The following is an 18,831-nucleotide window of genomic DNA, read 5'->3' as shown; positions in this document are numbered from 1 at the left end:
TTTCGATGATCTCACTACGTTAAATATAACTTCCAATATAGGTGCTAAGTGTTGAATCCGTTTATTAGGAAAGGCATGGTTGATTCTTTGCCTGTCTGTATCTCTTTTTTCCTTATTTTTACTTCGATTGGTGCACTTTATCAAAGTCATGGTGTTCCATTAATGGAAACGCTGGTCGGCTCATTATTGATATATGCTGCGCCGTTGCAGGTGGCTGCGGTAGGTTATCTGGCCGATGGTGCGATACTTTCCGTTATCATTCTGGCATTGCTGATCAACTTCCGGTTTTTCTTGATGGCGATGGTTATGACGCAATATTTTCAGGGTATTCCAAAGCGAAATATTTTGCTATCAATGTTGGGATTTAGTGCCAGCACTTATACGGTAACGCATTCTTATCTTTCTGCGGAAAATATCTCAGATGGAAAATCTCAATTTCATTTTTATTTGGGTGTTGCCATACCTTGTTTCGTGGTGACTTTTTGTGCCACTTTATTGGGCTATATTTCGGCAGAACACTTGAATTATGAGTCCCTTTCTCTGTTCCTGGTGATGCTGGTTCCCATTCATTTTGCTTCCCTGACTGCCAAACGTTCGGGCAAAGATCTGTCTGTATTGGCGACGGTAATGGGAGGTTTGTGCGCACCGCTATTGAATGAAGTGGATATGAAATTAATGGATCTGGCGGTACCGGTTTTGTGTGGGATTGTGATTGCACTCATTGAACGTAAAATCAGGAAGGATAGAACATTATGATGTTGCTAATCGTATTAATGGGTATGGTCAGTTTCGTATTAAGAACGACTCCTTTTCTGATGAGAAATAATAAACTCTTCAACGGGAAAAATTTGCTGATTACTTCATTGGATTATGCCATCTGTTTTATTCTTGGAACAATTATTGTGAATATTTCACTGGGTAATTTATCCTTAAGTGAATTAATTGAACAGTTTGATGTCAAATATGTGCTTGCACTGGTAACGGTCGTGTTGGCTTATTTTATCAGTAAATATACGAATTCAATATTAAATAGCCTGATGCTTTCATTGATATTTTTTATGTCGATACAGTGGTTGCTAAGCTAAATAAAATATGACTTAAAAAAGCCATTGTATGTTACTGTATATTACCGTGGTTTCAGATCGCTGACAAACCTCGTTATTGTTGACGAGGTTTGTTGATTCCATCATAAATGATTATATTTCCTATCTTCCTTTATTAATTCCTTTCAACTGCCTTCCGGATGGTGATTTTGCTTCTTATCACATTAAATACGCCTGTCATCCACTTTACGAACCAGATGATTTTGAGGCACGAGTTTGTTAAGCGAGAGAGCTTAACCTCATCTATTCCCAACACCGCATGACAAAACAGGAAAGAGTCCCATTCCATCAAGGAATTTTACTAACGGTTTATATTACGTTAAGGTTAAGTATATTACATTAATAGTCGTTAAAATAAATTAGTAACACCTCCATTATATTGATAAATAATAATTTAATATTGCATCTTAAATCGCAGTGACTAAATAAAACACAAATGTTAATTACACATGGTTGCTATGAATAATCTATTTAGGAAAGAAGCTATAGAAAATAAAAAATCCAAATGGACTGGAGACGCACTATTAATAGCAAGAATTCCAGCTTGGGTTATTTGTATTGTCTCATCGGTTTTTTTAGTTGTTTTATTTTTATTTATTACTTTTGGTAGTTACACAAGACGCATTAACGTCTATGGTGAAGTGATAACTAACCCTCATCCAATAAATATTTTCTCTTCTCAACAGGGATTTATTTCCCAGGAATTCGTCAATGTGGGAGATTTTGTAAAGCAAGGACAAAAAATTTATCAGGTGGATTTCAGTCAAATTACAGATTCAGGAAAAATCAGCACTAATACAAAAAACTCGTTAAAAAACCAATTAATGCAGATTAATAATATTATCCAAAGCTTACAAGATGATAAGTACACCACCTTAGAAAGCTTGAAAGAGCAAAAAAAACAGTATGAAGCATCACAGGAAGAGTCTAAAGTTATTGTTGATAATGCCCGTCAGGGGGTGGAGTTTGCAAAGGAAAACATGGAAAACTACAAGCTCTATCAGAAACGCGGGCTTATTACAAAAGATCAATTTAATAGCTATGGCTATTCCTATTATCAGCAACAAAACATTTATCAGAATCTATACAGCCAATATATCAATGATGCCTTGAAAATTACTAACCTGAATAGTGAAATTATTCTTAGACAGACTGATTTTGATAAACAAATTTCTCAATACAAAATTCAACGTGACGATTTACAACGAAAATTAACTGAAATGGCAGCCAATGGCGCGTTATTAATCACGTCCCCGATTAATGGACGCATTGAATCACTCGGTTTCACCGTTGGTCAGACGATAACCTTAAATGATATTCTGGCTCAGGTTATGCCATATAATATCAAATCTAATTATTATTTAATCCTATGGGTTCCTAATAGCAGCCTGCCATATGTTTCGAAAGGAGATGCGATTAATATACGCTATGACGCCTTCCCATTTGAAAAATTCGGGCAGTTTTCAGGGCAAGTTGATAATATTTCATATATCCCTGCCTCTGCCCAAGAAATGTCTCATTATAGAAGCTCTCCTGTAAACAAAGCCGGAGAAAAAAGCGAATCCTATTATAAAGTTTTAGTTACCTTAGATAAAAATCAGTTTAATTACAATGGAAGAAAATTAAATTTATCTAATGGCATGAAAGCTCAATCTACTTTTTTCCTTGAGAAACGCCCCCTTTATCAATGGATGTTCTCACCATTCTATGACATGAAAAAAACATTGATGGGGCCACAAAATGGATAAAAAATATTTTGAAATTATTACCAATAAGCTGAATCTGGGATTCAAAAGGAAAATCCCCCAAATTTTACAAACTGAGGCAGCAGAGTGTGGGTTAGCAAGTTTAGCAATGGTTTTTCATTATCATGGGTTACAAATTGATTTATCCCATTTACGTAGCCAATTCGGAATTTCTACACGTGGAGTCGCACTAACTACATTGGTGAGTATTGCCAGCGCCCTTAAATTCAAAACCAGAGCGGTATCACTGGATCTTGATGAACTTCACGCATTAAAATTACCCTGTATTCTGCACTGGGATATGAATCATTTTGTTGTTTTAGTTAGAGTTAAGAACAATAAAATCACCATTCACGATCCAGCATTTGGACAACGGGTCTTGAGTACACAAGAGTTCTCCAAACATTTTACTGGCATTGCATTAGAATTGTGGCCAGGTAATGATTTTGTTCCTGCCAAAAAACAAAACAGATTGCGTATAATATCACTGCTAAATAATATTCAGGGACTTAAGGCGACGCTGGGGAAAATTTTCTTCTTATCCCTTGTTATAGAAGCCATTAATATACTGACCCCTGTAGGTACGCAGCTAATTATGGATCACGTTATTATTGCTAAGGATAATAGCCTATTAACTATTATTTGTTGTGGTTTGCTTGTCTTTACTCTATTTAAAGTGAGTGTCTCTACTTTGCGTAGCTGGACTTCCATTACGATGGAAACATTTGTTGATGCTCAGTGGAAATCAGGGGTGTTCGATCATCTCATGAAATTACCTTTAGCTTACTTTGAAAAACGTAAGTTAGGTGATATCCAGTCACGATTTGGTTCATTAAATATCATACGTACTACTTTTACCAAAAATATTGTGAATAGCATTATTGACACGATTATGTTGATCAGTGTTTTCATTATGATGTTACTCTACGGTGACTGGCTTGTTTGGGTAGTATCAGGGTTCACTATTACTTATGTCATCTTAAGGTTACTCACTTATCAATATTATAGGCAACTTTCCGAAGAGCAAATAGTTAAGGATGCCAGAGCAAGTTCCCATTTTATGGAAACTTTATATAGCATTAATACATTAAAATCCTTGGGGTTATGTGAAAATCGGGCAAAATCCTGGCTAAATTTGAGTATCGATACGATTAACTCAAATACCAAACTTGCCAAAATAGGTACAATCTTTGAGATCGTTAATACTTTTGTCATTACTTGTGAACAAGTTATTATTCTGTGGTTAGGTGCATCATTAGTTATAGATAATCAAATGACCCTGGGAATGTTTGTTGCTTTTAACGCCTACCGCGGGCAATTTGCTGATCGGGCAAGTAATTTGATCGATATGGCGCTCAGATTGCGCATGTTAAATTTACATAATGAACGAATCTCCGATATAGTCCTTTCTGAACCAGAAAGAGAAGCACCAAACCGGGATATTGGTATTTCAGGGTTACCCGCAGAATTAACGATTTGCAACTTGCATTATCAATACGACAACTTATCAAAACCCATCATTTCTAATTTTAATCTTAGTATCAAAGCGGGAGAAAGTGTAGCTATTGTTGGCCCATCTGGTGTAGGAAAAACAACATTAATGAAATTAATGTGCGGGCTATTAGAGCCCAGTAAAGGCACTATTTTAATTAATGGATTGGATGTTAATGTTATTGGGCTGAATAATTACCGTAGATGTATTTCTTGTGTATTACAAGATGATAAATTACTTTCTGGCTCTATCGCTGAAAATATATCTGGGTTTGATCTCTCTCCTAATCTTGAATACATACAAGAATGTGCTAAACGTTGCAATATTCATAATGATATTTTATTGATGCCAATGGGATATGAAACACTCATTGGTGAATTAGGTAGCGGAATGTCCGGTGGGCAAATACAGAGGCTATTGATAGCCAGAGCCCTTTATCGCCGACCAAGCATTTTATTTATGGATGAGGCAACCAGTCATCTTGATTTGACTAATGAAAATTATATCAATGAATCGATATCAACGTTAAATATCACCAGAATTATTATTGCGCATCGGCCATCAACAATTGCATCTGCTAAACGCGTCATTTCAGTGTCATGAATCGTTCCTGAAAAAATAGATGAAACAATTAATTAGTGTAGGCTGTGAGCTATAATCAATTGAATGTAATTAATTTTTCATTCTAATAAAAATTAGTTAGAAATTTTTAATTTGATATAACTAATTTGATATAACTAATAGTCAATAACGTCAGAAACATCCTCTTACAAAGAAACACATCATAAAATAAGGTTAACATTAAGAAGAGGTTAGGTTAATGGGGTGTTAAATGGTTGTTGTTTAATTAATGTTAAGATTAAGTGATTTATGATAATACATGAACAAAAAAAGAAGTTGGTTACAGAAAGATATAAACCTTAACCATACATTAAATGCAAATATAAATTTTTTTAAACAGCCGGAAAATTCATTACAAATATATTACGGTGATTTTTGGGTTATTCCTTTGTTAACTTATTTCTGGTGAAGGTTTTCATTTTTCTGGAACCACATTCAAGTAATTATCTGATTAATACTATTATCTGATTAATGCTGTGGTTCTTTATTATATTCTGGAACATTATGTCAATGATATAAATAAACGAGGTTATATATGAAAGAGTTAAACCAAGTTGAGTTAGAACAAGTCGCTGGCGCTGGTTTCTGGGGTGATCTACTTAAGGGCGTTGTTCATGCCGCTGAGGTCATAATTGATAGTGCAGCCGAGAGCCTTCATAAGTCAGGTATCATATCTGATGAAGTTTGCACCGGTATTGAAAAACTTGCCCACTCTGGCGCTGTAGCGGCAGGTAACGAAATTGATAAATTGGGTATATAATATTTTAGTTGAAACTGAAACTTATATCTTAATGTTGGGTATTCGAAAAGTCGTCTAACATGAATTTAATAAGATTTCGTTTTGGTTATTTAATTACAGCATAGATTATCAGCCACTCTGACTAGAGTGGCTAACTTTTTAACCTTTAACCTTTAGCCTTTAACCTTTAACCATGTATTGTAAAATCAGATAGATGTATTTGCTCACTTCAACTCCCTCTTGTTGTTTCCGTCCATCAATGCGCATTCACAACTAACCATTATTCACAACTAACCATTATTCACAAATTCACAACTAATAATGAGGATATGCCTGAAGCCACCGTATATTACAGTGGCTTCATAGGAATAAATTTCAATCAGGAGATATTACAGGGCAGCGATCGTCTCTTTCTGCGCCAATAATTTCTCTTTTGCGGCATTGTTGATTGCCAGACGCTCGCGCTCTTTGGCAACGACGGCTTCTGGCGCACGGCTGACAAAGCCTTCGTTAGCGAGTTTCGCGTCAATGCTGCTGATCTCTTTATCCAGCTTCTCGATTTCTTTATCCAGACGCGCCAGCTCTGCGTCTTTGTCAATCAAGCCCGCCATTGGGATCAACACTTCTGCCCCATTGATCAGTTTGGTGACAGAAACAGGGGTTTCTTCTCCTGCTGCTAATACGGTCACAGAAGAAAGACGGCCCATTGCCTGAAGGAAGTTGAGGTTTTCAGCTACGCGGCGTTGTGCATCTTCATTGGCATCACGCAGCAGGACTTCCAGTGGCTTGCTTGGTGCGATGTTCATTTCTGCACGGATGTTACGTACCGCAATGATCGCTTCTTTGATCCATTCCAGATCGTTCAGTGCCAGCTCATCCACTTTCGCCTGATCGAACTCAGGGAAAGATTGCAGCATGATGGTATCTGCATCGATACCTTTGACAACTTTCACACGTTGCCAGATGGTTTCGGTGATGAATGGAATGATTGGGTGTGCCAGACGCAGCAAACCTTCCAATACGTCAATCAGAGTATGGCGGGCCGCGCGGACTTCCGCTTCTGAACCTTTGTTGATCGCAGGTTTAGACAGCTCCAGATACCAGTCACAGAATTGGTTCCACGTGAATTCGTAAAGAATGTTAGCGGCCATGTCGAAACGGTAGGTATCCAGCGCTTCACGATAGGCTTTAACCGTTTGGTTAAATTCCGCCAGAATCCAGCGATCTGCCAGTGACAGCGACATTTCACCACCGTTCTGACCGCAATCTTGCCCTTCTGTGTTCATCAGCACGAAACGGCTGGCGTTCCACAGTTTGTTACAGAAGTTGCGGTAACCTTGCAGGCGTTTCATATCCCAGTTTATGTCACGACCGGTAGAAGCCAGTGCGGCCAGTGTGAAACGCAGGGCATCAGTACCGTGGGCTTCGATACCTTCCGGGAACTGTTTTTCAGTGCGTTTGCGGATTTTATCAGCCAGTTGTGGCTGCATCATATTGCCGGTACGTTTTTCCAGCAGATCTTCCAGTGAAATACCGTCGATCATATCCAGTGGGTCGATAACATTCCCTTTGGATTTCGACATTTTCTGGCCTTCGTCATCGCGGATCAGGCCGGTCATGTAGACAGTCTTGAATGGGACTTGTGGCTTGCCGTTTTCATCTTTGATGAAGTGCATGGTCATCATGATCATGCGGGCAATCCAGAAGAAAATGATGTCGAAACCACTGACCAGCACATCAGTCGGATGGAAGGTTTTCAGCGCTTCGGTTTGCTCAGGCCAGCCAAGTGTGGAGAATGTCCACAGGCCAGAAGAGAACCAGGTATCCAGTACGTCTTCGTCTTGAGTCAGGGCGATATCTGTTCCCAGATTGTTTTCGCGACGGACTTCTTCTTCATCACGACCAACGTAAACATTGCCTTGTGCGTCATACCACGCCGGGATGCGGTGTCCCCACCATAACTGACGGGAAATACACCAATCCTGAATATCACGCATCCAAGAGTAGTACATGTTTTCGTACTGTTTTGGTACGAACTGGATATCACCGTTCTCAACTGCTTCAATCGCCACTTTTGCCAGTGGTGCGGTGCGGACATACCATTGGTCAGTCAGCATTGGCTCGATAACCACGCCGCCACGGTCGCCGTAAGGAACGGTCAGATCATGAGGTTTGATTTCAACCAGCAGGCCTTGTTTCTCGAACTCTGCCACAATCGCTTTACGCGCAGCGAAGCGCTCCATGCCACGGTATTCAGCAGGAATGTCGGTTGAGTAACTATCAGAAACTTCGCCATTGGTATCGAATACTTCTGCGGTTTCGCGGATATCGCCGTCGAAGGTCAGAATATTGATCATTGGCAGACTGTGGCGCTTACCGACTTCATAGTCATTGAAATCATGGGCAGGGGTGATTTTCACACAACCGGTGCCTTTTTCCATGTCCGCGTGCTCATCGCCGACGATAGGAATACGACGGTTGACCAGTGGCAAAAGGATCTCTTTGCCAATCAGGTCCTTATAACGGGGATCTTCTGGGTTAACCGCAACGCCGGTATCCCCTAACATGGTTTCCGGGCGGGTCGTGGCAACAATCAGGTAATCCTTGCCTTCTGCGGTTTTTGCACCGTCAGCCAGCGGATAGCACAGGTGCCACATGGAACCTTTCACTTCACGGTTTTCAACTTCCAGATCAGAAATCGCAGTACGCAGTTTCGGATCCCAGTTAACCAGACGCTTGCCACGGTAAATCAAATCTTCCTGATACAGGCGAACGAAAGCTTCTTTAACTGCTTTGGACAGACCTTCGTCCATGGTGAAGCGCTCACGCTCCCAATCTACGGAGTTACCCAGGCGGCGCATTTGGTTGGAGATATTGCCACCCGATTCCGCTTTCCACTGCCAAATTTTGTCGATAAAGGCTTCACGACCATAATCATGGCGGGTTTTACCTTCTTCTGCCGCGATCTTGCGCTCAACAACCATCTGTGTCGCAATACCCGCGTGGTCGGTTCCCGATTGCCACAGGGTATTTTTACCCTGCATACGTTGATAACGCACCATGGTATCCATGATAGTCTGCTGGAATGCGTGACCCATATGCAGGCTGCCGGTGACGTTTGGTGGTGGAATAACGATACAGAAACTTTCACGGCTGGTATCGCCATTCGGCTCGAAGTAACCACTCTGTTCCCAGTGGCGATAAAGAGGTTGCTCTATCTCTGTCGGGTTGTACGTTTTATCGAGAGATGGCTCAGATTGCGTTTGATTAGCGGGAGTCTTTTCCATAGTGTCTTGAATATTTAATAGGTTGGCGGGGTTGCCATGGTCAAATTAAAGCCGACGCTACGATAGGATTTATATCGTTCGCGCGCTAACTGTTTTAGATTTTCATCAATAGGAACGAAGTCTATCACTTCATGGAAAGCTGTGGCAAAGTCTGCAAAATGAGGAAGCAGTGTCACCAATACATCGCGGGGAGCATTGCTTCTTTTTTGCGGCCAGCACAATTCCACAGGCGCGCCATAGCGAGGGCCTTCTCCGGCAAGATTGTGCGGTACAAATTGACTTGGTTCTCGTTGCCATAATGCTTCGTCCAGTTTTTCAGCCTGTTGTTGGCTTTCACAAGCAATCAGAACTCGCTTCCCTGCACGCCACTGATCGGCAGCAAGCTGACATGCCAGCCATTCATGCGGCTGTAAATGATCCGGAGATGATGATTGTTCCGGAGCCAGGCTTTCCAAGGGTAGCTTTTCCAATAACAAGGGTAGCTTTTCCAATAAATAGAAGGTGGCGTTTTTCATAGTTTCTTGGTTACAAGATTACGGAAGCAGTGACGGAAAAGGGTATTGCAGATGCAATACCCTTAATTCTATCTATTCCTTTAATATCGTTAGCCGCACTTTTATCGAGTAAAACTGTTATCGAGTAAAACTGTTATCGAGCAAAATGTGCGGCAGAGACATTAATCATCAGAATTCAATCCTGAACGATTTAACAGGAATTGTGACAGGAGTGCAACCGGACGGCCTGTTGCTCCTTTCGCTTTACCTGAACGCCATGCTGTACCTGCAATGTCCAGATGCGCCCAGTTGTATTTGGTTGCAAAGCGGGACAGGAAAGCACCTGCGGTAATAGCGCCGCCTGAACGACCGCACGAGTTTACCATATCCGCAAAATTGGATTCTAACTGTTCGGTATATTCGTCACCCAATGGCAGACGCCATGCACGATCGCCCGCTTGCTCTGAGGCATTCAGCAGTTCATGCGACAGTGGATTATGGTTGGACATCAGGCCGGTGTAGTGGCTACCCAGAGCAACGACACAAGCGCCGGTTAAGGTTGCAACATCAATGACCAGTTCTGGTTCAAAACGCTCAACATAAGTCAGCGTATCACACAGTACCAGACGACCTTCTGCATCCGTGTTTGTCACTTCAACGGTCTGGCCGGACATGGTGGTCAAAATATCTCCCGGGCGATAAGCGCGTCCGCCCGGCATGTTTTCACAGCCAGCCAGAACACCGATGACATTGATTGGCAATTGCAGTTCGGCGACAACACGCATGACGCCATAAACCGATGCTGCACCGCACATGTCATATTTCATCTCATCCATACCTTCGGATGGCTTGATGGAGATACCACCGGAGTCGAAAGTCAGCCCTTTACCCACCAATACGATAGGTTTCGCATTGGCGTCTTTGCTGCCTTTATACTCCATGACTGCCATCAAGGATTCATTCTGTGAACCCTGACCGACAGCCAGATAGGAATTCATGCCCAGTTCTTTCATCTGCTCTTCGCCAATGACTTTGGTTGTCAGATTGGCGGCATTATCAGCGAGCTGACGAGCCTGTGATGCCAAATAGGCAGCATTACAGATATTCGGTGGCATGTTTGCCAGATCTTTCGTCGCCTTGATACCCGATGCAATGGCAAGGCCGTGCTGAATGGCGCGTTCACCGCTGGTTAATTCGCGGCGGGTCGGTACATTAAACACCATCTTGCGCAGTGGGCGACGCAGTTCGTTCTTGCTGCTTTTGAGTTGATCAAAAACATACAGTGACTCTTTTGCTGTTTCGACCGCCTGACGTACTTTCCAGTAGTTGTTGCGTCCCTTCACATGCAGTTCAGTCAAGAAACAGACTGCTTCCATTGAACCGGTTTCATTGAGGGTACTGATCGTTTTCTGGATAATCTGCTTATATTGGCGTTCATCCAGTTCACGTTCTTTTCCACAACCCACCAGTAAAATACGCTCAGACAGTACATTAGGAACATGATGCAGCAACAAGGTCTGGCCGACCTTGCCTTCAAGTTCACCACGGCGCAATAAGGCACTGATGTAGCCATTACTTATTTTGTCAAGCTGCTCTGCGATAGAGGAAAGGCGACGAGGTTCAAACACGCCGACAATAATACAGGCACTGCGCTGTTTTTCCGGGCTACCGCTCTTTACACTAAACTCCATGCGTTCTCCTGAATCTTAAAGACAAAGACGGATACAATCGCTAAAATATCACGTTCCGCATTAATTCATCCCAAAGAAAATTAACTGTTATGTTAAGCTAAGCATATTATTTTTTGGTACTTAGCTAACGATAAGTATGTTCTAATTGGGAACCAATATATGGGATGCTTTGGTATCATTTTAGCGATGGGGAAGCCAAACTGATTCATATAAATGGTAGATATACGACGAAGTTAGCGACTTTCCTGCAAAAAGACAAGTTTTCACAGGCGTAATAAGCGTGATCATCATTAGATATCTAGTACGGGAAACCCTGAAAAGCCAAATCGCAATACTTTTCATCTTATTACTGATCTTCTTCTGTCAGAAATTAGTGGATGTGTTGGGGGCGGCGGTAGAAGGAAATATTCCCGCAAATTTGGTTATATCTTTGTTAGGATTGGGTGTGCCAGAGATGGCGCAACTTATTTTACCCCTGAGTTTATTCCTCGGGATATTAATGACTTTCAGTAAGCTCTATACCGAAAGTGAAATCACCGTCATGTATGCCTGCGGATTGGGTAAAAGCATGTTGGTGAAATCCGCTCTTATTCTGGCATTGCTGACATCAATGCTGGCGGCGGCCAATGTTATTTGGATCACGCCGTGGTCTTCCAAATATCAGGCACAAGTATTGGCAGATGCAAAAGCCAATCCAAGCCTTGCTGCGATCATGGAAGGGCAATTTAAGCCTTCCCGCGATGGCAACATGGTGCTTTATATCGGTAACGTGAAGGGCAATACCTTTGAGAACGTATTCCTTGCCCAGCTCCGTCCGACGAATGACCAGCGTCCTTCGGTAGTCATTGCGGATGGCGGCCATATGGAAGAGCGTCCGAATGGTAATCAGGTTGCTGTACTTCATCAAGGTACGCGTTATGAAGGTACAGCGATGTTGCGTGATTTCCGCATTACCGAATTCACTGATTATCAGGCGGTAATCGGGCATCAGAGAGCAGATATTGATAACAGCAAAGTCGAACAAAAATCGATTGAGCAGCTTTGGCATGATACTGACGATGATTCTCGCTCAGAATTCCACTGGCGTTTGACGTTGATTGTCTCGGTGTTGATCATGGCGTTGATGGTTGTCCCGTTGAGTGCCGTGAATCCGCGTCAGGGGCGGATAATCAGTATGCTGCCCGCCATGTTGCTTTACCTGATTTTCTTCCTGTTGCAAAGCTCCCTGCGTTCCAATGGCAGCAAGGGTAAATTTGACCCTATGTTCTGGATGTGGCTGGTCAACGGTGCGTATTTTGCTCTGGCTCTGGCGCTTAATCTGTGGGATACCGTACCAATGCGCAAACTACGTTCACGCTTTAAGAATCAAGGAGCGTCATGATGTTTGGGGTATTGGATAGATATATCGGTCGGACAATCCTGCAAACCATCCTGATGACATTGTTCATGCTGGTATCGCTTTCCGGCATTATCAAATTTGTCGATCAGCTGCGCAAAGTCGGGCAGGGGGACTATACTGCAATTTCCGCAGGTATTTATACACTGCTGAGCGTTCCTAAAGATATCCAGATCTTCTTCCCAATGGCGGCGTTGCTTGGGGCGTTATTGGGGCTGGGAACGCTGGCGACGCGCAGTGAGCTGGTGGTGATGCAGGCTTCCGGCTTTACCCGCTTACAAGTGGCGGGTTCTGTCATGAAAACGGCAATCCCGCTGGTCTTGCTGACAATGGTCATTGGTGAATGGGTTGCTCCACAAGGGGAGCAGCTTGCCCGTAATTATCGTGCCCAGAAAATGTTTGGTGGTTCGCTGATGTCCACGACCAAAGGCTTATGGGCGAAAGATGGTGATGATTTTGTCTATATCCAGAGCGTGTCTAAAGACAACTCCTTGAACGGCGTTAACATTTATCACGTTGACGACAAACAAAAACTGTTATCCATCAAATACGCGGCTTCGGCGGTATATGACAAGGATAATAAGCAATGGAAATTATCTCAGGTTGAAGAATCTGATTTAACGCAAAATGGGCGAATCACGGGTTCACAACGTATTTCTGCGGACTGGAAAAGCCGATTGACACCAGAAAAGTTGGGGGTAGTTTCTCTTGACCCTGAGGCGCTCTCTATCCGTGGCCTATATCAATACATCACGTATTTAGAGCAAGGGCAGCAGGATGCCGGACGTTACCAGCTTAATATGTGGAAGAAAATCTTTGCACCTTTATCGGTTGCGGTGATGATGCTTATGGCACTCTCCTTTATCTTCGGGCCACTGCGCAGCGTACCGATGGGATTCAGAGTGGTTGTGGGTATCAGCATGGGCTTCCTTTTCTATGTCTTGAATGAGATATTCGGCCCGCTCAGTCTGGTTTATAGCATGCCACCGATATTGGGGGCATTGCTGCCAAGTCTGTTATTCTTTGTAGTGAGTATTTACTTACTTCTTCACCGAAAATAACAGTCGCTGATATTTCATCGGACTTACTTACTTATCGCCTCCGCCTTTATGAAAACACTTCATAATTGTGGGGGCGATTTGCTTTGCGCCTTGCCTGGCTGTGATTTTTTCTGTCAATCCTGACAATATTGAATTTAGCTATGGTTGCGGGCTAATGCAGCGACTAATTCATTCACCCCACTTGTCACCCGACTGAATTTACTTTGTTCTTTCCGCGTCATCACCACAAACACGCCGATATTTTGTTCCGGGATCATCGCCATATACGTATTAAATCCACCCCCTCCGCCAGTTTTTTGGTAAATACCGGGGACATTGCCTTTGGCATCCATATATACCCAGCCAAGACCGATACCGTCCGCCAGACCTGCAACATCCATTCCTTTGATTGACGTCAGGTCAGCGCGTTTAAAGTAGATACCCTGCTCACGACTGGCAGTTTGCTTCCTTAACTGATTTCGGGAAGATAAAAACTGTTGCATCCAGCGCTGCATATCGGCAGGAGTAGAATAAATCCCGCCACTACCTGCGGCGGCAATGGTATTCACACAAGGGCTGGATTTCACTCCTGCCATCAAGCGGGCACATTGGGATTGCGTGGGAGTCAGAGTGGTATCTTTCATGCGATAAGGGCGGGTAATCTCTTCTTGCAGCAAACGGACATAGGGTTCTCCTGTGGCCTTGGAAAGCGCATCCGCCAATAAATCATAGGCCAGATTGGAATATGAGGCCGTCGTACCGGGTACGGCATTTATCCCTGCGGTTTTCAGCCAAGCCCAGCGGTTCGACTGAGTCGGCCAAATAAACACCGGACGTCCCCATTTCCCACCGGGCTGCTCCCGCGGCAGCCCGCTGGTATGACTTGCCAGATGATACAGCCGGATTGGCTGATTTGCGCCATAATCCGGTACATGGACACCATAATAAGTATATTTCTGCAACGGATCGGTAATCTTAATACGTTCCTTCTGGGCCAACTTGATCATGACCTCGCTGGTCATCAATTTGGTAATAGAAGCAATACGAATCACAGAATCCTGCCGCGGCCGGACGCCACTTCCCGGATAAGTCTCTCCAAAACTGCGATGCACAACCTGATTATTATCGATTACCACCATCGCCATCCCCAAAGGATTACCTTCATCAAAGATGGACTGCGCATATTGCTCGACCAGCGCGGTAGTCATTTTCTTGGTATTGCCATTACCTTCAAAAACTTCCCACTTTGCAGGCTGTGCATGAGACTGCTGGAATTTGTTTTGGTGCAAATTGCCAGAATCAGCACAAGCTGAGATCGCCCATGTCAGGGCAGAAACTGTACACAGTTTATATAGCTGTTTTTTCATTTTTGGATTAACCCATCAGGGAACGCTCAAGTGGGGGAATAAAGCTGTTATTTTTTTTTCTTAAAAATCGCCATAATGGCACCGATAACGATACCCAACAGGATACCTGTAAAAATCCAACTGATAATAGTCATGATAATTTACCTCATAGCAGTGTATTGTTTTGAATTATATAAGGAGTTCATAGGTTGTCTATTGAAGGAAGAGAATTGTGAGGGAAGAATTTATGTTGTGCGATTGCCGGAGTGGTTGTGTTTTGATCTTTGTCGGCGAAAAAGTGGATTGAATGATTCTTTTTTCGACACTTGAACAAGATTGAAAGGATAAGTGTTGCGAATGGTCTTCTGACAGGTATAATGGCCCCCGTTCTCCGAATACTTCAGTGCCGAAGTGGCGAAATCGGTAGACGCAGTTGATTCAAAATCAACCGCCTTCGGGTGTGCCGGTTCGAGTCCGGCCTTCGGCACCATTCGTTAGTTTACTAACGTCTATCCAAGTCTACAAATTCCCAAAAAAACCCAATAAATCAATATACTTAGTTATTTTGCCGTCTACTGTGGTCTGTTGCAATCAACATGCAGCAAGGGGCATAATTTGGGGCACCTACACTTCGATTTTAAATGTGCCCCAAAAATGAAACTAAACGCCCGACAAATCGAGACTGCAAAACCGAAAGAGAAATCCTATAAATTAGCGGATGGCGCTGGCCTATATCTCGAAATCACGCCACGCGGTTCTAAATACTGGCGTATGAAGTATCATCGCCCCACCGACAAAAAAGAAGATCGGCTGGCCTTTGGTGTTTATCCTGCCGTTTCATTAGCTGATGCTCGCGCTAAACGGGATGAAGCTAAAAAATTGCTCGCTCAAGGGATTGATCCCAAAGCAGAGAAAAAAGACGTACAAGCCGAATCAAAGGGTGCATATACCTTTGAACGGATCGCCCGTGAATGGCACGCCAGCAATAAACGGTGGAGTGAAGACCACCGAGACCGAATTATGCGAGGTTTCGAGCAATACATTTTCCCCTGCATTGGTACTCTCGATATTCGCACTTTGCGAACCAGCCAACTGTTAGCACCGATCCAAGCCGTTGATACTGATGGCAAACACGATATAGCCCAGAGATTACAACAGCGTGTAGCTGCCATCATGCGTTATGCGGTTCAAAATGACATCCTTGAATATAGCCCTGCCAATGATATGGCTGGCACTCTCACCATAGTAAAACCCAAACATCACCCTGCATTGCCTCATGAACGCCTACCTGAATTTTTAACTCGTCTTTCCTGTTATCGCGGGCGCTTACTGACCAAAATTGCAGTAGAACTGACTTTATTAACATTTGTTCGTTCCAGTGAAATAAGATTCGCCCGTTGGGAAGAAATCGATCTTAAAAGGGCTGTCTGGCATATACCAGCGACACGAAAACCCATTGATGGTGTTAAGCATTCTCAACGTGGTATGAAGTTGTGGCTAACGTGCTGGCGCTGCCTTTGCCAGAATCCAAACCAACCATTCAAACAACACAGCCAATTGCCGAAAAAGTAGCGGCACTAATGACGCTAACTGTTGCCGGAGAATCTCCCTATTTAACTGCAAAAGGATCGCATTGTTCTAACCAGCGATTACTGAAAGATGGTTCGTTATTATTGCCATTGGTAACACTGGATAAAAAAGTTACAGGTGCGCAGATCATCAAACTGGATGGAACAAAGAAATTACTGTCTGGTAGCCAAAAGAAAAGTGCTTTTATTGCATTATCAAAGTTGGGAGAACATCCAGGCACAGTGATCATTACCGAAGGTTACGCCACGGCATTGACCGTTAGCCAATTACATCAAGGCACCGTTCTGGCTGCAATAGATGCAGGTAATTTGCTCTCTGTCGCTCAATCAGTCCGGGAACACTGGCCTGATACGAAAATCATTATTGCCGCAGATAATGATTGGTATCTTCCCGATGAGTTAGATAAGAACGGTAAGCCGAAAAAGAATATTGGAAAAATTGCGGCAGAAAAAACCGCCAAAACGATCAATGGATGGGTCACATTACCACCAACTGAGTACAAAGCCGATTGGGACGATTACCGCCAGCAACACGGAGTGGGAATAGCACGGCACGCCTTTACTCAGGAGCTTTATCAACCAACACTAATCAAGAAAAAAGCAGCCGTTCAGCTTAATAATGATACCGAACCTTCAAAGCTGACATTATATCAGATGGGAGCCAGCCAACGCGGAGAAGTATTACTGACGCGCTATGATGGAGATTTAGCATTGGATGGCGCTTCGGAAACCGTACATCACTATGACGGCATTGTCTGGCGTCCAGTCAGTGACCGCGATTTAAAACGGGAAATGGTCGCTGCTTTTATGGAAGAGAAACTACCGTACTCACCACATGGTATCAGCTCTGCCGTGGATGCCCTGAAATTACAGCTTCCCATGATGCAACCACCAAAACGCCACTTAATCGGATTCAGTAACGGCGTATTTGACCTGAAAACTAGCCAGTTTCGGCCTCACCGCAAAAATGACTGGTTATTGCTTGCCAATGATGTTGAATTTAATTCCCCTATTTCGGGGGAAATTCTGCAAGATCACGCGCCACAGTTCTGGCGCTGGCTTAATCAGGCAACAGCCAACTGTGAAAATAAAACAAATAGAGTGCTGGCAGCACTGTTTATGGTGCTGGCTAACCGTTATGACTGGCAGCTTTTTCTGGAAGTGACCGGTGCCGGAGGTAGTGGTAAAAGTATCTTTGCTGAAATTTGTTCAATGCTGGCAGGCAAAGGAAATACTGTTTCTGCGAGTATGGCAGCACTGGAAAACCCGCGGGAACGAGCGTTGATTGTCGGCTATTCACTGATTATCCTGCCAGATCAGACTCGCTATGTGGGCGATGGTTCCGGCATCAAGGCAATTACTGGAGGCGATGAAGTTGCTATCGATCCGAAGCACAAACAACCCTACTCAACTCGTATTCCAGCGGTAGTGCTGGCAGTGAACAATAACGCCATGAGTTTCAGTGATCGCAGTGGTGGAGTATCGCGCCGCCGGGTGATTTTCAACTTTTCCGAAGTCGTGCCAGAAAACGAGCGTGATCCACTCCTGCGGGATAAAATTGCGGCAGAATTGCCCGTGATTATCCGGCATTTGCTGCATCAGTTCGCTGATCCACAATTAGCTAGGCGTTTACTCGCAGAACAACAGAAATCAGCGGAAGCATTGGATATTAAGCGTGGTACCGATCCACTGGTTGATTTCTGCGGTTATCTTATAGCTTCCCATGAAACTGACGGTTTGTTAATCGGCAATGCAGAAATTATGCCGTTTAATCCCCGTAAATACCTTTATCACTCTTACCTTGCTTATATGAAAGGCAATAACCTGAATAAACCTGTTTCTGTAACTCGTTTTGGCATGGATATGCCGGGCGCACTGGCGGAGTACGGTCAGCATTACCTGCGAAAGAAAAGCAAACAAGGTATTCGTAGCAACCTGAGCCTAGATATTGATACTGCTATCGAATGGATGCCGAAACTGACAAGGGATAGCCTGCCAGAAGAATAATTTCTTCTGAGTACAATCATTTTTCAAAGGAATATAAAAAAGTGTTCACCACTATTCACCTTATAATTTAAACCAGATATATCAAAGTATTATAGGGTGAATAGTTACTTTTAAACTGTTCACAACTTTTCATCACCGTTCACCTTTTTCTGGTTGGAGGTGAACAGTTTTATTACTAATTCTTTAATAGGGGGTAGATAAAAAATTTTCTCTGGCAGGTGTTTTTTTCGGTTCTCTGAGTTACCGGGTTAATGTATTAGCCCGGTAACTCAGAGAAGACA

General features: G+C 43.2%; 12 protein-coding genes, 1 tRNA gene and 1 pseudogene. 10 read left to right on the top strand and 4 right to left on the bottom strand.

Going from position 1 to position 18,831, the window contains the following annotated elements; all coding sequences use genetic code 11:
- Positions 1-75 precede the first annotated feature (75 nt).
- The 5 genes from Xmir_RS00840 to Xmir_RS00820 all read left to right on the top strand — a co-directional run bounded on the left by Xmir_RS00840 (position 76) and on the right by Xmir_RS00820 (position 5,721).
- Positions 76-756: an AzlC family ABC transporter permease gene (locus tag Xmir_RS00840; RefSeq protein ID WP_099112607.1), complete on the top strand. Its 681-nt coding sequence runs from the start codon at positions 76-78 to the stop codon at positions 754-756.
- Positions 753-1,085 (top strand): AzlD domain-containing protein, encoded by a 333-nt coding sequence (locus Xmir_RS00835; RefSeq protein WP_099112606.1) that lies wholly within the window; start codon positions 753-755, stop codon positions 1,083-1,085. The genes Xmir_RS00840 and Xmir_RS00835 overlap by 4 nt, the downstream gene beginning before the upstream one ends.
- 467 nt (positions 1,086-1,552) lie before the next feature.
- The gene (locus Xmir_RS00830; protein ID WP_244170826.1) at positions 1,553-2,851 is read left to right on the top strand and encodes an HlyD family secretion protein; all 1,299 of its coding nucleotides are present in this window, start codon (positions 1,553-1,555) and stop codon (positions 2,849-2,851) included.
- Positions 2,844-4,943 (top strand): peptidase domain-containing ABC transporter, encoded by a 2,100-nt coding sequence (locus tag Xmir_RS00825; protein WP_099112604.1) that lies wholly within the window; start codon positions 2,844-2,846, stop codon positions 4,941-4,943. Before Xmir_RS00830 ends, Xmir_RS00825 begins: the two co-directional genes overlap by 8 nt.
- A 553-nt stretch (positions 4,944-5,496) precedes the next feature.
- Positions 5,497-5,721 (top strand): hypothetical protein, encoded by a 225-nt coding sequence (locus tag Xmir_RS00820; RefSeq protein WP_099112603.1) that lies wholly within the window; start codon positions 5,497-5,499, stop codon positions 5,719-5,721.
- 368 nt (positions 5,722-6,089) lie between these two features.
- Here Xmir_RS00820 and Xmir_RS00815 read toward each other — a convergent pair whose 3' ends face one another.
- The 3 genes from Xmir_RS00815 to pepA all read right to left on the bottom strand — a co-directional run bounded on the left by Xmir_RS00815 (position 6,090) and on the right by pepA (position 11,172).
- Complete coding sequence (locus Xmir_RS00815; protein WP_099112602.1) at positions 6,090-8,987, bottom strand: valine--tRNA ligase; 2,898 nt, start codon at positions 8,985-8,987, stop codon at positions 6,090-6,092.
- A gap of 14 nt (positions 8,988-9,001) precedes the next feature.
- The gene (locus tag Xmir_RS00810; RefSeq protein WP_099112601.1) at positions 9,002-9,502 is read right to left on the bottom strand and encodes a DNA polymerase III subunit chi; all 501 of its coding nucleotides are present in this window, start codon (positions 9,500-9,502) and stop codon (positions 9,002-9,004) included.
- A 161-nt stretch (positions 9,503-9,663) separates the two neighbouring features.
- Positions 9,664-11,172, bottom strand: coding sequence for a leucyl aminopeptidase (pepA, locus tag Xmir_RS00805; protein WP_099112600.1), 1,509 nt, complete (start codon positions 11,170-11,172; stop codon positions 9,664-9,666).
- Between the two features lie 280 nt (positions 11,173-11,452).
- Here pepA and lptF point away from each other — a divergent pair, with 280 nt between their 5' ends.
- Entirely contained in the window at positions 11,453-12,553 is a 1,101-nt protein-coding gene (lptF, locus tag Xmir_RS00800) for an LPS export ABC transporter permease LptF (protein ID WP_099112599.1), read from the top strand.
- Positions 12,553-13,629 (top strand): LPS export ABC transporter permease LptG, encoded by a 1,077-nt coding sequence (gene lptG / locus Xmir_RS00795; RefSeq protein WP_099112598.1) that lies wholly within the window; start codon positions 12,553-12,555, stop codon positions 13,627-13,629. Before lptF ends, lptG begins: the two co-directional genes overlap by 1 nt.
- Before the next feature lie 134 nt (positions 13,630-13,763).
- On the opposite strand, the gene ampH is transcribed toward lptG, so the two are convergent.
- Positions 13,764-14,975, bottom strand: a complete 1,212-nt coding sequence (gene ampH / locus Xmir_RS00790; protein WP_099112597.1) for a D-alanyl-D-alanine-carboxypeptidase/endopeptidase AmpH — start codon at positions 14,973-14,975, stop codon at positions 13,764-13,766.
- Between the two features lie 384 nt (positions 14,976-15,359).
- On the opposite strand from ampH, the gene Xmir_RS00785 reads away from it, so the two are divergent.
- From Xmir_RS00785 to Xmir_RS00775, 3 genes and pseudogenes are all read left to right on the top strand, one after another.
- Positions 15,360-15,444 (top strand) — tRNA-Leu (locus tag Xmir_RS00785).
- A 164-nt stretch (positions 15,445-15,608) separates the two neighbouring features.
- A pseudogene (locus tag Xmir_RS00780) lies at positions 15,609-16,448 on the top strand (tyrosine-type recombinase/integrase); the annotation flags it as partial.
- Positions 16,448-18,550 carry a toprim domain-containing protein gene (locus Xmir_RS00775; protein ID WP_244170825.1) on the top strand — a complete coding sequence of 701 codons (2,103 nt, stop codon included), beginning with the start codon at positions 16,448-16,450 and terminating at the stop codon, positions 18,548-18,550. The pseudogene Xmir_RS00780 and the gene Xmir_RS00775, both read left to right, overlap by 1 nt.
- Positions 18,551-18,831 lie beyond the last annotated feature (281 nt).

Source organism: Xenorhabdus miraniensis, assembly GCF_002632615.1.
This window is presented reverse-complemented; position numbering and strand designations above follow the sequence as displayed.